The organism is Rhizobium bangladeshense (assembly GCF_001662075.1).
Taxonomy (GTDB): domain Bacteria; phylum Pseudomonadota; class Alphaproteobacteria; order Rhizobiales; family Rhizobiaceae; genus Rhizobium; species Rhizobium bangladeshense_B.
The window spans coordinates 95,831-111,034 of the sequence record NZ_LYPL01000011.1; the positions used below are offsets into that span (position 1 = coordinate 95,831).

Below are 15,204 nucleotides of genomic sequence, written 5' to 3' on the forward strand. Positions count from 1 at the left end.
TCAGGTCTGTCACCCGGCCATGCGAATCAGTTGATGACCGGCGGAGCTGAGATAGTCGGCATGTGGGGGAGGGCGACGGATGAAGAAGCACGCCCGCGGCTTTCAGCGATTCTCGCGGGCGGTCAGGCGGGTTCCAGGACGCGTTTCCTGCCGCCCCAGGAAATGAAGTTCGGGTTGGCGAAATCGAAATCAGCCGCGGTTCCGGTCTTGCCGTAGGTCAGTGGCGCTCCGTCGAGCGTCACGGTCGAACCGCCGGCGGCGCGAAGCACTGCGTCGCCGGCCGCCGTGTCCCATTCCATCGTGCGGGTGAAACGGGGATAGACGTCGGCCTTGCCTTCGGCCAGCAGGCAGAATTTCAGTGACGAGCCGATGTTGGTGCACTTGGAAATCGCATGGTCGGCGAGGAAGGTTCCGGTCTCCGGGCTGTTGTGGCGAAGGCTCGCGAGCGCCAGCCTGTCGGCCGGCTGTTCGCGCACGGTGATTGCACTGCGTGCGCCGACGATGAAATCCTCCGTAACCACGAGCCTTTCGGCGTGGCCGCGTTCTCCCGAGAAGGCAAGCCCGAGCGCCGGCGCGTAGACGATCCCGGCCACCGGAGCGCCGTTTTCGATATAAGCGATGTTGACGGTGAATTCCTGCCGCCCGTCGACGAATTCACGCGTGCCGTCAAGAGGGTCGACCAGGAAGAAGCCCCGACCGCTGATGTCGGGCACCCTGCCGGCCGCGACCGACTCTTCCGCCACGACCGGTATTTCGGGATAGTCTCGGGCAAGATGCGCAAGGATGATCCGTTCGGCCTCCTCGTCGGCGACCGTGACCGGACTTGCGTCCGCCTTCATGGCGACGGGAAAGCCTTCGCGCAAGACCGTTATGATGGCCCTGCCGGCTTCGAGCGCCGCCTTTTCGAATGTCCTCAGCATTGTCCTTTGCCGTTCGCCGCGCGGCGAGCACCCCGTTGTCGCTCGTCCGCAAACCATCCCTGCCACCATAGTCAATCTTATATGGTGTTTCGCCCCGCGCTCCGCACCCCAATAACGCAGTCTGCGATGCTACCATAAGCTTTCGGTCTTGTCAGACGAAGATGGCAGTCATTCGCTGGAATGGGATTCGCCAAAGCGCCGCGCTACGGGTCTGAATTTGCTCCATCTTCCAATTCTGTGGAATAGGTTACGCCGCAAGAGGTTCGTGAAATTGAAGGCGAAATCGCCGGATGGTTAATTCGACGCCAGTTTTTGGCTAAAAACAGGACGGGCTTCGCCGATTTTCTGTGGATTTTGGTGCAAAATGCGCCATTTAGCCCTGTTCGAACAAGAATCTGCCGGAGTAAATCCTTTTTGTCTTCACATTTGCAACGAAACCGCTATGCATGCGGTCATGAGGTTGCCTGAAACGGGCGACCGAAGAACCAAAAAGAGATGCAGCATATTCGGCTCGCATCCAGGGGAAAACGACATATGGAGTATTTCGTCCAGCAGCTCTTCAACGGGCTGACGCTCGGATCCATCTATGGCCTTGTGGCTATCGGCTATACGATGGTTTATGGCATTATCGGCATGATCAACTTCGCCCATGGCGACATTTTCATGCTCGGTGGTTTCGCCGCTCTTATCGTCTTCCTCGTCCTCACATCCATCTTCGCAGGTCTTCCGGTGGCAATTCTGCTGCTGGCGATGCTTGTCGTGGCGATGCTGATGACGAGTTTGTGGAATTGGACGATCGAGCGCGTCGCATACCGTCCTCTGCGCGGTTCATTCCGCCTGGCGCCGTTGATCACCGCGATCGGCATGTCGATCGTGCTGTCCAACTTCATCCAGGTGACGCAGGGACCGCGCAACAAGCCGATCCCGCCGATGGTGAGCTCGGTCTATCAGTTCGGCAATATCTCGGTGTCGCTGAAGCAGATCATCATCATCGTGATCACAGCGGTACTGCTTGCGGCCTTCTGGTATATCGTCAATCGTACCGCCCTTGGCCGCGCCCAGCGCGCCACCGAGCAGGACCGCAAGATGGCGGCGCTGCTCGGCGTCAATGTCGACCAGACGATTTCGATCACCTTCGTCATGGGTGCGGCACTGGCTGCCGTCGCCGGCACGATGTATCTAATGTATTATGGCGTTGCCTCGTTCGCCGATGGCTTTACGCCGGGTGTGAAGGCATTCACCGCAGCCGTTCTCGGCGGCATCGGCTCATTGCCGGGCGCCGTTCTCGGCGGGCTGATGATCGGTCTGATCGAATCGCTGTGGTCGGCCTATTTCACCATCGCGTACAAGGATGTGGCGACCTTCGCCATCCTCGCTTTCGTGCTGATCTTCAAGCCGACAGGTATCCTCGGGCGGCCGGAAGTCGAGAAGGTATAACGTCATGGCAAACATCGAGAATTCTGCAGGCAAGCCCGATGCCGGACTTGTCCGCAAAGGCCTTACCGAAGCCCTTTTCGCCGCCGTCCTGTCACTCGGCATGTTCGTCCTCTATGTTGGTCTGAAGACCGACCAGAACATCAACAACGAGCTGATCATCGTCCAGCGCTGGGGATTGCTTGCGATCTTCGTCGCCGTCGCCGCGATCGGCCGTTTCGTCATGGTCGTATTCATCAAGCCGAACATCGACCGCCGCAAGCTCAGAAAGGCACGGCAAGGCGATCTCGACATTTCGACCGAGAAGAGCTTTTTTCATCGCCATTTCCTGAAGATCGCGCTGCTCGCGCTGGTGCTCTATCCTGTCGTCATCGTGGCACTCGTCGGTGCCCAGGGTTCGCTGAAATGGGTGGACAATTTCGGCATCCAGATCCTGATCTACGTGATGCTCGCGTGGGGGCTGAACATCGTCGTCGGTCTCGCCGGCCTGCTCGATCTCGGCTATGTCGCCTTCTACGCGGTCGGTGCCTATTCCTACGCGTTGCTGTCGAGCTATTTCGGCCTGTCCTTCTGGGTGCTGCTGCCGCTTTCCGGCATCTTGGCCGCACTCTGGGGTGTCATCCTCGGCTTTCCGGTGCTGCGCCTGCGCGGTGACTACCTCGCCATCGTCACGCTTGCCTTCGGCGAGATCATCCGTCTCGTCCTCATCAACTGGACCGATGTGACCAGGGGGACGTTCGGTATCTCGAGCATTCCGAAGGCGACGCTCTTCGGCATCCCCTTCGATGCGACAGCCGGCGGCTTTGCCAAGCTCTTCCAGCTGCCGATGTCCTCCGCCTATTATAAGATCTTCCTCTTCTATCTCATCCTGGCGCTTTGCATGCTGACGGCCTACGTCACCATCCGGCTGCGCCGCATGCCGATCGGGCGTGCCTGGGAAGCGCTGCGCGAAGACGAGATCGCCTGCCGTTCGCTCGGCATTAACACGGTGACAACCAAGCTCACGGCCTTCGCGACGGGAGCGATGTTCGGCGGCTTCGCCGGTTCGTTCTTCGCAGCGCGCCAGGGCTTCGTTTCGCCGGAATCCTTCATCTTCCTGGAATCGGCGGTCGTTCTCGCCATCGTCGTTCTCGGCGGCATGGGTTCGCTGACGGGCATCGCGATCGCTGCGATCGTCATGGTCGGCGGCACCGAGGCGCTGCGCGAAATGGACTTCCTGAAAGCGGTCTTCGGGCCGGACTTCACGCCGGAACTTTACCGCATGCTGCTCTTCGGCCTCGCCATGGTCGTCGTCATGCTGTTCAAGCCGCGCGGTTTCGTCGGCTCGCGTGAACCGACCGCCTTCCTCAAGGAGCGCAAGGCAATATCCGGAAGCTTTACCAAGGAGGGCCATGGTTGATGAGCCCCGTGACCAACACGATGTCGAGCGATACGCTGCTCAAGGTCGAGCACCTGTCGATGAAGTTCGGCGGCCTGATGGCCATCAACGACTTCTCCTTCGAAGCCAAGCGCGGCGACATCACCGCGCTGATCGGGCCGAACGGCGCCGGCAAGACCACTGTCTTCAACTGCATCACCGGCTTCTATAAGCCGACGATGGGGATGATTACGCTCAATCAGAGTAACGGCAAACAGTACCTGCTGGAGCGTCTGCCGGACTTTCGCATCACCAAAGAAGCCAAGGTGGCGCGCACCTTCCAGAACATCCGGCTGTTCTCCGGCCTGACCGTTCTCGAAAATTTGCTGGTTGCCCAGCACAACAAGCTGATGCAGGCATCGGGTTATACGATCCTCGGCCTCATCGGCATCGGTCCCTATCGGCGAGAGGCGACGGCTGCGGTCGAGCTTGCACGGCACTGGCTTGAGAAGGCTGATCTGATCGACCGCGCCGACGATCCGGCCGGTGATCTGCCCTATGGCGCCCAGCGGCGTTTGGAGATTGCGCGCGCCATGTGCACCGGCCCGGAGCTGCTTTGCCTGGACGAGCCGGCGGCCGGTCTCAACCCGCGGGAATCGGCAACGCTGAATGCGCTGTTGCAGAACATCCGCGCCGAAACCGGAACCTCCATTCTGCTCATCGAGCACGACATGTCGGTTGTCATGGAAATCTCCGACCACGTCGTCGTCCTCGAATACGGCCAGAAGATTTCCGATGGCACGCCGGATCACGTGAAGAACGATCCGAAGGTCATCGCGGCCTATCTCGGCGTCGAGGATGAGGAAGTGGAAGAAGTGATCGCAACCGTCGAGCAGCTCGAAGGAGGCGCAAACTGATGGGCGACGAAGTAATGACGGGTCAACCGCTCCTTCAGGTGAATGGCGTCGAAACCTATTATGGCAATATCCGGGCGCTGGCCGGCATCGATGTCCAGGTCAACAAGGGCGAAATCGTCAGCCTGATCGGCGCCAACGGCGCCGGCAAGTCGACGCTGATGATGACGATCTGCGGCAGCCCACAAGCCCGCAAGGGCGCGGTCGTCTTCGAGGGCCGCGATATCACCAAGCTGCCGACACACGAGATTGCGCGCCTGCGGATCGCGCAGTCGCCTGAGGGACGCCGCATCTTCCCGCGAATGACGGTGCTGGAAAACCTTCAGATGGGCGCCGGCCTCGACAATCTCAAGCACTTCGCCGAGGACGTCGAGAAGATCTTTACGCTCTTCCCGCGTCTCAAGGAACGTCACGCCCAGCGCGGCGGCACGCTTTCGGGCGGCGAGCAGCAGATGCTGTCGATCGGCCGCGCCCTGATGGCGCGCCCGAAGCTGCTGCTGCTCGACGAACCCTCGCTCGGCCTCGCGCCGCTGATCGTCAAGGGCATTTTCGAGGCAATCCGCAAGCTCAATGAGCAGGAAGGCCTCACCGTGTTCCTGGTCGAGCAGAACGCCTTCGCGGCGCTGAGGCTTTCGCATCGCGCCTATGTGATGGTGAACGGCAAGGTGACGATGAGCGGTTCCGGCAAGGAGCTGCTCGCCAATCCCGAGGTCCGTGCCGCCTATCTCGAAGGCGGAAGACACTAGCTCGAAGGGAGAGTTGAGATGCAGGGACTTTTCTTCGAAAGCGATGACAGCGTCCGTCTCGTCATTCGCGCCCTTGTCGTGCTGATCGGCTTCTGGACCGCGTGGCGGGCTGGCAAGGCAGTCGCCGACGGTTGGAACAATTATCCGCTGGCGGTCGTCTATACCTTCCTGCTCGCCTGGGCGATGCAGTTTCTGCACCACGCCTTGTTCAATGGACCGATGCTCAGCGCCCTCTATTATGGCATCGACTTCGTGACGTTGCTGGTCTTCTCGACCGCCGGCTTCCGCTTTCGCCGCACCAACCAAATGGTCAACAACTATTACTGGCTGTACGAAAAAACTTCCGCGTTTTCGTGGAAGGACAAACATTGACAGTCCGTTGAAACTAGGCATGAATTGCCTTCAGAGTGGAACAGCTTTCCTGGCGCAGTCAATGGTGGGTAATGCGCCGGGTCTTGGACCGGAACCCGCCCAAAAATTGGGAGTAACAATATGAAGAAGTCTCTTCTGTCGGCAGTGGCTCTGACGGCGATGGTCGCCTTCAGCGGCAACGCCTGGGCCGACGTCCTCATCGCTGTCGCTGGTCCGCTGACCGGCCCGAATGCCGCTTTCGGCGCGCAGCTTCAGAAGGGCGCCGAGCAGGCGGCCGCCGACATCAACGCTGCCGGCGGCATCAACGGCGAGCAGATCAAGATCGAGCTCGGCGACGACGTCTCCGACCCGAAGCAGGGCATTTCGGTCGCCAACAAATTCGTTGCTGACGGCGTCAAGTTCGTCATCGGCCACTTCAACTCGGGCGTTTCGATCCCGGCTTCGGAAGTTTATGCCGAAAACGGCATTCTCGAAATCACCCCGGCCGCTACCAACCCGAAGTTCACCGAGCGCGGTCTCTGGAACACGTTCCGCACCTGCGGCCGTGACGACCAGCAGGGCGCCATCGCCGGCAAGTATCTTGCCGACCACTTCAAGGACGCCAAGATCGCCGTCGTTCACGACAAGACCCCCTACGGTCAGGGCCTTGCAGACGAAACCAAGAAGGCGATGAATGCCGCCGGCGTGACCGAAGTCATGTACGAAGGCATCAACGTCGGCGACAAGGACTTTTCGGCCCTCATCGCCAAGATGAAGGAAGCCGGCGTCTCGATCATCTATTGGGGCGGCCTGCACACCGAGGCCGGCCTCATCATCCGCCAGGCTGCCGACCAGGGCCTGAAGGCAACGCTGGTTTCGGGCGATGGTATCGTTTCGAACGAACTGGCCTCGATCGCCGGTGACGCCGTTGCCGGTACGCTCAATACCTTCGGTCCTGACCCGACGCTGAACCCGGCCAACAAGGAACTCGTCGAAAAGTTCAAGGCCGCCGGCTTCAACCCGGAAGCCTACACGCTCTACTCCTACGCTGCGATGCAGGCGATCGCCGGTGCGGCCAAGGCTGCCGGTTCGGTGGATCCTGAAGCCGTTGCCACGGCCATGAAGGAAAAGGGCCCGTTCCCGACGGTTCTCGGCGACATTTCGTTCGACGAAAAGGGCGACCCGAAGATTCCTGGTTACATCATGTACGAATGGAAGAAGGGCGCGGACGGCAAGTACACCTACGTCCCGCAAGGCATGTAAGCATAAACCTCCCCTTTGGGATCTGAGATCGAAGCCCGGTTCCGACCGGGCTTCTTTGTTTTACGAAGGTTTCGATTTCCGTTCGTGGCGGGGCCACCTACCTGCTGCCTGGGGGCTGCCCGAAAACGGCCGTCACGCGAAGATCCTCGGCAATTTCGACGGCGGCGATCCCATGCCGCCAACTAAACTAATGTATGGTTCCGGGACAACGACATGCATCAAAACAAAGAGCTAAAGCGCGTCGCATGAATCGAATTTGATGCGACGTGCTTTATTCTCACATCTCGTGCAGCACATGGGTCGCCTTCACGGCGGCCGATGCCCGGTTTTCGACTCCGAGCTTCACGTAGATCTGTTCGAGATGCTTGTTCACCGTGCGCGCCGACAATCCCAATATTTCGCCGATGTCGCGGTTGGCCTTGCCCTTGGCGATCCAGAGCAGCACTTCGGACTCGCGCTGGGTGAGCGAGAAGTGCTGGCGCAGCGCCTCGTCGTCGCTGCGCCGATTGGCAGCGGTGAGGCGAAACAGATATTCGTCCGGGCCGATCGCGCCGAGGAAGGCGAGCTGCAGCGCCGCCCGGCCGGCATGGGCGATCGAGATGATGCCGTCGCGCCCAGCACTTGCGCGGTCGCGCATCCAGCCGGCGATATGGCGGACGACGATTTCCATGCCGTCGTCGCTGCCCATGGCGGCATCGACAAGACGCGTTGCCTGCGGCGTCGACCAATGGATCGCGCCGTCGCCCTTGACTGCCAGCAGATGGCGCCCGGCGGCGTCGAGGGCGACGCGGGCGCTCTGGGTCGAGCGGGCATTTCTGAGATGGACGCGAATGCGGGCGCGCAGCTCGTCGATATTGATCGGTTTGCTGAGGTAATCGACACCGCCGGATTCCAGCGCATGCACGACATGTTCGGTCTCGGTCAGGCCGGTCATGAAGATAACGGGCACCTGCGCCACAGCTGCATTCGCCTTCAGCCTGCGGCAGGTCTCGAAGCCATCCATGGCGGGCATGACAGCGTCGAGCAGGATGAGATCGGGCGTGATGCGCTCGACGATCCCAAGGGCAGCCGTACCGGAGGTGGCGATCAGCACGGAGAAGCCGGACTGTTCGAGCGCATCGGTCAGGAAGCCGAGCGCTTCGGGCGAGTCATCGACAAGCAGAACGATGTCGCGGGGCAGGGCCGGCTCAGCCAATGGATTCCACCTTTTCGTCGAAGTCGTGCAGGAAGGCCATGAAGCCGGTCATATCGAACGCGGCGACATAGGCGCGAAGCTCCTCTGTGAATGGCCGATTTGCTTCCAGCTTTGCAAGGTCCGAAAGCTTGGCTTCGATGCCTCTAATATAGCCGATCTCGCCGAGCCGCAGCAATTCCTGCACATGGGCTGGTCCAGGACTGAGCATCGGCGCTTCGGTTTCTTCCACAACGGCGTGGGCGTCGTCGGCATAGATCCAATTCAGGCCGAGATGCAAAGCGAGCTTGTCGCGCAGCTGGCGGATATCGACCGGCTTGCCGATCGCATCATTGTGGCTGTCGTCGCTATCGCTCAGAACGGCGGCATCGCCGATATTGGCCGACAGCATTACCATCGGCGCCGTCTGGCCGGCCTCGCGCAGGCGCGAGACGAGCTGCCAGCCGTTCATGCCGGGCATCAGGATATCGACGAGGAAGAGATCCGGCATGATGCCGTCGATCAGCGTCAGGCATTCGGTGCCGCCTGCCGCGGTCAGGACGATGAAATCGAGAGGCGCCAGGATTTCGCGCATCATCTCGCGGTGATCCTCATTGTCGTCGACGACAACCACAGTGCGGCGCGAACCGTCATAACCGATGATGCGCTTTTCTTGCGGCGGGGCGGCAGCGCGCATGACCGCCGACAGCATCAGCCGCACGCGAAAGGTCGAACCCTCGTCCTTGACGCTCGAGACCGAAATCTCGCCGCCGAGCGTGTTGGTCAGAAGCCGGGTGATGGTGAGACCGAGCCCGAGACCCGGCATCGGCCGCACGCTTTCGGCCTCGCCGCGCTGGAAGGGTTCGTAGATGCGAGGGAGGTCCTTCTCGGTGATGCCGCGGCCGGTATCTGCAACGGTAAAGGTCGCCACTTGGCTGCGATAGCCGACATCGAAGCTGACGCTGCCTTCGTCGGTGAACTTGATGGCATTGGAGAGCAGGTTGACGAGGATCTGGCGCAGCCGTTTTTCGTCCGTGCGGACGAATTGCGGCAGGGCCGGCGAGCGATCGTGAGCGAAGGTAAGCCCCTTTGCCTGTGCCTGCGGCCGGAACATCTCGACGATCTGGTCGAGGAAATCCTGGATGTTGATCTCGTTCGAGTAGACCTGCAGACGGCCGGCCTCGATCTTGGAGATATCGAGCAGGCCGTCGATCAACCCGGAAAGATGTTCAGCGCTGCGGCGGATGACCTTGATTGAGGATTGGCGCGGCGCAGGAATGGTTTCGTCACGCTCCAGGATCTGGGCATAGCCGAGCACGGCATTCAGCGGCGTGCGAAGCTCATGGCTGAGGCCAACGACATAGCGGCTCTTGGCGCGGTTGGCGGCCTCGGCCATCTCCTTGGCGTTCTGCAAGGCGGCGTCGGTCTTCTTGTGGGCGGCGATTTCCTTGAGCAGCAGGGTGTTCTGGCGCGAGGATTCCTCCTCGGCGACGACGCGGCTGTCATGGGCGAGCACGTAGAACCAGCAGACGACGCCGGATATCACCGAAAAGACGAAGAAGACGACCAGGATGGTGCGGTTGACCACCTCGGCCGTCTCGGGGGAGGCGGCGGCGACCTGATGGGCGATCATCGCCAGGATCGCGCCGATGGCGGCCAAGGCCAGAACGACGGCGATGCCGTATCGGCCAAGGCGCGTCGTCAGTTTGCTGAGAACGGTTTCCGGCAGCAGGACCTTGGCGACGGTGCCGACCTGCGCATTGAAACGGGCGGCCGGCTTGCACATGTCGTGGCAGCGGCTGTCGAGCGAGCAGCAGAGCGAACAGATCGGCGCGGCATAGGCCGGGCACCATGCCATATCCTCCGGCTCGAAAGGGTGCTCGCAGACGGAGCAGGTGATGTTCGTCAGGTTCTTCCAGCTCTGGCGCGGCTTGCGGGCGAGATAGAACTTGCCTTTCGTCACCCAGGCGAGTGCCGGCGAGGCGATGAGCGCGACGGCGAGGCTGATATAGGGGGCAAGAGAGGCGGCGAGCGGGCCGAAGGCGCCGAAATGAGCGATCAGCGACACCGTTGCCGACATCGCCATGGCCCCAAGGCCGACCGGATTGATGTCGTAGAGGTGAGCGCGCTTGAACTCGATACCGGGGGGAGCGAGCCCCAGCGGCTTGTTGATGAAGAGATCAGCGAAGATCGTGCAAAGCCAGGCCATGGCGACGATCGAGAAGATGCCGAGCGTCTCCTCCAGCAGCCGGTAGATGCCAAGTTCCATCAGCAAAAGGGCGATCGCGACGTTGAAGACCAGCCAGATGACGCGGCCGGGATGGCTGTGAGTCAGCCGCGAGAAGAAGTTCGACCAGGCGAGCGAGCCGGCATAGGCGTTCATTACGTTGATCTTCAACTGCGAGACGACGACGAAGGCCGCCATCAGCAACAGCGCGGCATTAGGCCAGGGGACCATATAGCCGAAGGCGGTCAGATACATCTGCGCCGGGTCGGCGGCGCGATCGACCGGCACGCCCGAGGCCAAGGTCAGCACAACCAGGAAGGAACCGGCAAGCAGCTTCGGCGCGCCAATGACAACCCAGCCGGGCCCGGCAAGGAAGACGGCGAGGCGATGGCGCCACTTGCGCCGCGGCTCCGGCGGCAGGAAGCGCAGGAAGTCGGCCTGTTCGCCGATCTGCGACATCAGGGCGAGGATGACGGCGGAGGCGGCGCCGAACTCCACCAGATCGAAATCGGCGACGGTGCCGGGCGGGCCTGAGACATGGCGGATGCCGGCAAAGGCGCGCCAGAGATCGAATTTCTCCCAGTCCATGAAGGCGATGAAGAGGAAGGGCAGGATATTCAGCACGATCCAGAAGGGCTGGGTCATCAGCTGGAACTTGCTGATCAGCCGCACGCCGTGCGTCACCAGTGGGATCACCATGACGGCGCTGACGATATAGCCGATCCAGAGGGGAATGCCGAGCGCCAGCTCCAACGCGCCGGACATGATCGAGGCCTCGATCGCAAACAGCATGAAGGTGAAGCTCGCATAGATCAGCGAGGTGATGGTCGAGCCGATGTAGCCGAAACCGGCGCCGCGCGTCAGCAGATCGATATCGACGCCGTGGCGGATGGCGTATCGGCTGATCGGCAGACCGATTGCCAGCATGGCGAGCGAAGCGACGATGATGGCGTATAAGGCGTTGGTCGTGCCGTAGGAGAGGGTGATGGCGCCGCCGATCGCCTCGAGCGCCAGGAAGGAGATCGCGCCGATCGCCGTCTGTGCGATGCGTTGGGAGGAGAAATGGCGGGCGCTCTTTGCGGTAAAGCGCAGCGCGTAATCTTCCAGCGTCTGGTTGGCGACCCAGCGATTATACTCGCGTCTTACCGGAATGATGCGTTGGCGCGCTGCCATGTCTTCCTTCCGGCATTCCGGTTGGCCTATCGTCTCGAAACAGTTTTGGCGGGATGGGTGAGAAAGGCAAGGGGCGGAGCACTGGGAGATTCACTGAACTGCCATATTTTTGAAGCCGCTCTGTCACACTAGCCCTCTAAACCCTCCCGCCGTTCCTTCAACCATTTCAGGTGCCACCCATGTCTGTTTCAAGCCTTTTCCGCCTGAGCACCGCTCTCGTCTGCCTCATTTCGATCGTGCCCTCGCTTGCCGGCGCTGAGCAGGCCACGGTGGCGAAATCGCCTTATGTCGAGGCCGGAAACACCAACAAACGCGGTGATGCCTGCTTCTCGACGGTGGACACCAATGCCGCGGTTCACCTTCTCTCCGGCTTCCTCGAAGTCTGGACCCCGCGCACGCCTTTTGTCGACGCGGGTGTCGAAGCGCCGGCCAAGGACAATTGCCCGGCGGTCGCCAAGACGGATTGGGACGGCATTCCCCTCAGCAAAACCGATGGCCAGATCGTCAACAAGCTCGTCCATGACGCCAATATCGCCTATGCCGTCAAGGTGACCAAGGCGCGGACAGACGAGCAGGCGGTTGCCGCCTATCTCGACGACCGGCGCGGCAAGAACGCCAGCATCGTCGACGGCCTCGGTCCGCTGACGGATGCCTGGAAGGCCGGCTCCAAGCAGACCACCACGATCACCGAGGTGGCGGCCGACGCGACGACGGTCAAATATGACGACAAGGGCAACAACCGCGGCGCCGGCAGCAAGCCGGACACCGAAAACAAGACCGAGGCCAACCCGGACATGGGGCTTGCGATCGACTTCATCAACGCCGCAAGCGCTGACGGCTCGACGGAACCCGCCAAGCGCTATTTCAAATATGGCCGCCCCTACCGCTGGAGCCAGGACGTGTCGGTTGTCCCGACCCTGGTGCCCGCCAAGAGCGGCAAGCCGGTCGAGGATGGCGGTTTCCCGAGCGGACATACGGCGGAAGCCTGGCGGGATGCGCTCGCCATGGCCTATCTCGTACCGCAGCGCTTTCAGGAAATGATCACGCGCGCCAGCGAACTGGGCGAAGATCGCATTCTTTCCGGCATGCATTCTCCGCTCGACGTGATGGGCGGCCGCATGCTCGGCACCGCGACAGTCGTCTACAATCTGAACAAGGCCGATAATGCTGCGCTGAAGAGCGATGCTTATGCCCAGGCGCAGTCATGGCTCATCGCCAAATCAGGCGTTGCCGATGCGGATGCGCTCGAAGTCGCTGCCCATGCCGCACCGCTCGCCGCGGACCGCTTCGCCGATCATGACGCCAACCGCGCCTACGTGCTGCAGCGCCTGAGCTACGGCCTGCCGATCATTCATGCAACCGACCAGCCGGCCCGCGTGCCGCAGGGCGCCGAAGCGCTGCTCGAAACGCGTCTGCCTTATCTCGACAGCGAACAGCGCCGCGAGGTTCTGAAGACGACGGAAATCGCTTCCGGCTATCCGCTCCTCGACGACGCGGAAGGTTACGGCCGCCTCAATCTGTTTGCTGCCGCCGACGGTTATGGTGCTTTCGACCAGGACGTGACCGTAACGATGGATGCGGCCAAGGGCGGCTTCAGCGCAATCGACACCTGGCGCAACGACATCGGCGGCAAGGGCAGGTTGGTGAAGAGCGGCAGCGGCATCCTTGGGCTATCGGGCGCCAACAGCTATGCGGGCGGTACCGTTCTGGAAGAAGGCGTGCTGGTCGCCAGTTCGTCTACGGCTTTCGGCACCGGCGCGCTGACGGTGAACGGCGGTTCGCTCGTCGTGGCGGCCGAAAAGCCGTTGAGCGTGCGGGGCGATTATCAGCAGATCGCCAATGCAGTGGCAAAGCTTGCACTCGGCGCGAACGGCGCGGGCACCCTCGTTGTCAACGGCAAGGCAGAGCTCGCCGGCGACCTCGACGTGACGCTTGCCGACGGCTTCACCCCGACCCCCGGAACAAAGATCGAGATCCTGAAAGCGGGCAACGTCACCGGCAGCTTCGGCAAGTTCACCATCTCCGGCCATAAGGCGAGCCTCTCCTACGGTCCGACATCGGTTACGCTGACGATCGAGGGCTGATTTCCGTCTCAGGATGGAGGGCGTTCCCGGCTGCGGGGATGCCCTTGCTTCCCGGCCTGCCCGTTTATCCCTGCGCCTACGTCATTTTGCGTATGTGTTTTTGCGCTGCGGCACCCGATAGTCCCCTCGGCAACAGTTGATTTCCGTTTCCGGCCTGTTGCGGAACAAAAGAGGGGAGTTCAATCAGATGAATCTCAGAACTACTATTACAGGTGCCGCGCTTGGCGCCGTCATGGCGGCGTCAGCTGCCTTCAGCGGCGCGGTTGCCGCCGACGATACGATCAAGGTCGGCGTGCTGCATTCGCTTTCAGGCACGATGGCGATTTCCGAAACCACGCTGAAAGACGCCATGCTGATGCTCATCGACGAGCAGAACAAGAAGGGCGGCCTTCTCGGCAAGAAGCTCGAAGCCGTTGTCGTCGATCCGGCTTCCGACTGGCCGCTCTTTGCCGAAAAGGCGCGTGAGCTGATCGAAAAGGACAAGGTCGCCGCCGTCTTCGGCTGCTGGACCTCGTCCTCGCGCAAATCCGTCCTGCCGGTATTCGAAGAGCTGAACTCGCTGCTCTTCTATCCGGTGCAGTATGAAGGCGAAGAATCCTCGCGCAACATCTTCTACACCGGCGCAGCGCCGAACCAGCAGGCGATCCCGGCCGTCGACTACCTGATGAACACCGAGGGCGTGAAGCGCTTCGTGCTCGAAGGCACCGACTACGTCTATCCCCGCACGACCAACAAGATCCTTGCGGCCTATCTCGAATCCAAGGGCATTCCGAAGGAAGACATTCTCGTCAACTACACGCCCTTCGGCTTCTCCGACTGGCAGACGGAAGTCGCCAAGATCAAGGAATTCGGCTCGGCCGGCAAGAAGACCGCGGTCGTCTCCACCATCAATGGCGATGCCAACGTGCCCTTCTACAAGGAACTCGGCAACCAGGGCATCAAGGCAACCGATATTCCGGTTGTCGCCTTCTCGGTCGGCGAAGAAGAGCTTGCCGGTCTCGACACCAAGCCGCTCGTCGGCCACCTCGCCGCCTGGAACTATTTCGAGTCGGTCGAAAGCCCGGCCAACAAGAAGTTCATCAAGGAATGGCATGCGTTCACCAAGAACGACAAGCGCGTGACCAACGACCCGATGGAGGCCGCCTATATCGGCTTCAACGCCTGGGTAAAGGCCGTGCAGGCCGCCGGCACCACCAACACCGATGCCGTCCTCGACAACATCATCGGCGTCACCGTTCCGAACCTCTCCGGCGGCTATGCCACCGTCATGCCGAACCACCACATCACCAAGCCGGTGCTGATCGGTGAAATCCAGGCCGACGGCCAGTTCGAAATCGTCCAGCAGACGCCTGCCGTCGTCGGCGACGAATGGTCGGATTACCTGCCCGACTCCAAGGACCTGATCTCCGATTGGCGCAAGCCCCTCAACTGCGGCAACTTCAATGTTGCGACCGGTAAGTGCGGCGGCAAGGGCTCCTGAGGAAGACCTGATCCGTTGACAGCCTGAAGACTTCCGTCCGGAGCTGATCCGGGCGGAAGCTCCGTCCTTACCGCTGCGCCTCCA

At 61.3% G+C, this 15,204-nt stretch carries 11 protein-coding genes; 8 read left to right on the forward strand and 3 right to left on the reverse strand.

Annotated elements, in window-relative coordinates; genetic code table 11:
• Window positions 1–122: 122 nt before the first annotated feature.
• Complete coding sequence (gene cysQ / locus A7X77_RS21155; protein WP_064684807.1) at window positions 123–920, reverse strand: 3'(2'),5'-bisphosphate nucleotidase CysQ; 798 nt, start codon at window positions 918–920, stop codon at window positions 123–125.
• A gap of 534 nt (window positions 921–1,454) precedes the next feature.
• Between cysQ and A7X77_RS21160 the strand changes: the two genes are divergently transcribed.
• From A7X77_RS21160 to A7X77_RS21185, 6 genes are all read left to right on the forward strand, one after another.
• Window positions 1,455–2,357, forward strand: coding sequence for a branched-chain amino acid ABC transporter permease (locus A7X77_RS21160; protein WP_010051810.1), 903 nt, complete (start codon window positions 1,455–1,457; stop codon window positions 2,355–2,357).
• A 4-nt stretch (window positions 2,358–2,361) separates the two neighbouring features.
• Entirely contained in the window at window positions 2,362–3,753 is a 1,392-nt protein-coding gene (livM, locus tag A7X77_RS21165; protein ID WP_064684808.1) for a high-affinity branched-chain amino acid ABC transporter permease LivM, read from the forward strand.
• The gene (locus A7X77_RS21170) at window positions 3,753–4,628 is read left to right on the forward strand and encodes an ABC transporter ATP-binding protein (protein WP_064684809.1); all 876 of its coding nucleotides are present in this window, start codon (window positions 3,753–3,755) and stop codon (window positions 4,626–4,628) included. The genes livM and A7X77_RS21170 overlap by 1 nt, the downstream gene beginning before the upstream one ends.
• Window positions 4,628–5,371 carry an ABC transporter ATP-binding protein gene (locus A7X77_RS21175; RefSeq protein ID WP_197486870.1) on the forward strand — a complete coding sequence of 248 codons (744 nt, stop codon included), beginning with the start codon at window positions 4,628–4,630 and terminating at the stop codon, window positions 5,369–5,371. The genes A7X77_RS21170 and A7X77_RS21175 overlap by 1 nt, the downstream gene beginning before the upstream one ends.
• An 18-nt stretch (window positions 5,372–5,389) precedes the next feature.
• Window positions 5,390–5,743, forward strand: a complete 354-nt coding sequence (locus tag A7X77_RS21180; protein WP_037141013.1) for a DUF6867 family protein — start codon at window positions 5,390–5,392, stop codon at window positions 5,741–5,743.
• Window positions 5,744–5,863: 120 nt separating this feature from the next.
• Complete coding sequence (locus A7X77_RS21185) at window positions 5,864–6,985, forward strand: branched-chain amino acid ABC transporter substrate-binding protein (RefSeq protein ID WP_038690865.1); 1,122 nt, start codon at window positions 5,864–5,866, stop codon at window positions 6,983–6,985.
• A gap of 277 nt (window positions 6,986–7,262) precedes the next feature.
• Here the strand turns inward: A7X77_RS21185 and A7X77_RS21190 are convergent, their stop codons facing one another.
• Window positions 7,263–8,180 (reverse strand): response regulator transcription factor, encoded by a 918-nt coding sequence (locus tag A7X77_RS21190; RefSeq protein WP_064684810.1) that lies wholly within the window; start codon window positions 8,178–8,180, stop codon window positions 7,263–7,265.
• Complete coding sequence (locus A7X77_RS21195) at window positions 8,173–11,556, reverse strand: hybrid sensor histidine kinase/response regulator (RefSeq protein ID WP_064684811.1); 3,384 nt, start codon at window positions 11,554–11,556, stop codon at window positions 8,173–8,175. Before A7X77_RS21195 ends, A7X77_RS21190 begins: the two co-directional genes overlap by 8 nt.
• Before the next feature lie 179 nt (window positions 11,557–11,735).
• On the opposite strand from A7X77_RS21195, the gene A7X77_RS21200 reads away from it, so the two are divergent.
• Window positions 11,736–13,640: an acid phosphatase gene (locus tag A7X77_RS21200; RefSeq protein WP_064684812.1), complete on the forward strand. Its 1,905-nt coding sequence runs from the start codon at window positions 11,736–11,738 to the stop codon at window positions 13,638–13,640.
• 187 nt (window positions 13,641–13,827) lie between these two features.
• Window positions 13,828–15,120 carry an urea ABC transporter substrate-binding protein gene (gene urtA / locus A7X77_RS21205; protein WP_064684813.1) on the forward strand — a complete coding sequence of 431 codons (1,293 nt, stop codon included), beginning with the start codon at window positions 13,828–13,830 and terminating at the stop codon, window positions 15,118–15,120.
• The last annotated feature ends 84 nt before the right edge of the window (window positions 15,121–15,204 follow it).